Raw genomic sequence first — 1,090 nt, forward strand, 5'->3', positions numbered from 1 at the left:
TCTGCTCCGGCCGGCAGCTGACGCCGCGCGCGGAAAGGAGATAACCGGCGATCGCCTGTTTCAGCGCCGGGTGGCCGGTCACCTCATAGGTGCCGAACAGCGTTTCGCCATGGCTGGCGCGGCGCGCCACCAGCCTGCCCCAGACGCCGAAGGGAAAGCTCGCCGCATCCGGCATGCCGGGGTGGAAGGCAAATCGCCCCGGCGTGCCGTGGTGACAGGGCTGGCTGAGCAGTTCCTCACCGCGCCGCGAGGGCGACCGTAGCGGCACGGCAGGCGCCTCGGCCGGCACCTCGCGCGGTCCATCCGGCAGATCGACAATAACCGGCCGCGCCCCCTGGCGGTTCGCCAGATAGCCTTCGGTGATCAGTTGATCATAGGCCGAGACGATGGTGTTGCGGCCGAGGCCGAGCTCGGCAGCCAGTGCGCGGGTGGAAGGCAGTTCCGAACCTGGGGGCAGCGTGCGGTTGCGGATGATGCCGACGAGGCCGTGATAGAGTTGGCGCGACAGGTGCTCCGGGCTGGCGCGGTTCACGGCCAGCATGTCGAGGGGGAAGGTTTGCGGTTTGGAGTGGAGGCGCATGGGTCAGATCGTGCCAGTTGCAAAACGGTAACTTTGCACGCCGAGTTCCCGCCCACCCCCCTCTGGCCTGCCGGCCATCTCCCCCGCAAGGGGGGAGATCGGATGTCGCCCAGGCTTTCGCCAATCGCCCACGTTGCAGAAGAAGCACCGGCACTGACACAGCCTATCTCCCCCCTTGCGGGGGAGATGTCCGGCAGGACAGAGGGCGGTGCCTCGCGCCAACCTTGAAAGCTTACTTCGTCGGTGCTGCGTCAACGTATTCAAATCCCCCATTACCCATCCTGCCACAGCCGCCCGCCAACACAACTGGTTCCTTCATTTTCTGGAAAACTGGCCCTCGCGAGGGAGACAGAGCGGCGTAGACTTCCCCGCACAGACGTCGGGGTAAGACGTCGAGGCGGACCACTGGGAGGGCGTCCGGCCAGAGGAAAGCGGCAGGATTGCACAATCATGCCGCCGTAAGCGCCCGAGCCACTCCCTTCTGAAACGGACATCCCGCAGCTAATTGGC

1 protein-coding gene is annotated in these 1,090 nt (G+C 66.0%); it reads right to left on the bottom strand.

Annotated features, from left to right (window positions below; translation table 11 throughout):
• On the bottom strand, positions 1–580 hold a 580-nt coding region (locus J0I79_RS33875), incomplete at its 3' end, for a GntR family transcriptional regulator (RefSeq protein ID WP_292870185.1).
• Between the last annotated feature and the right edge of the window lie 510 nt (positions 581–1,090).

Source organism: Mesorhizobium sp., assembly GCF_017306585.1.
In the GTDB taxonomy this organism is placed as follows: domain Bacteria; phylum Pseudomonadota; class Alphaproteobacteria; order Rhizobiales; family Rhizobiaceae; genus Mesorhizobium.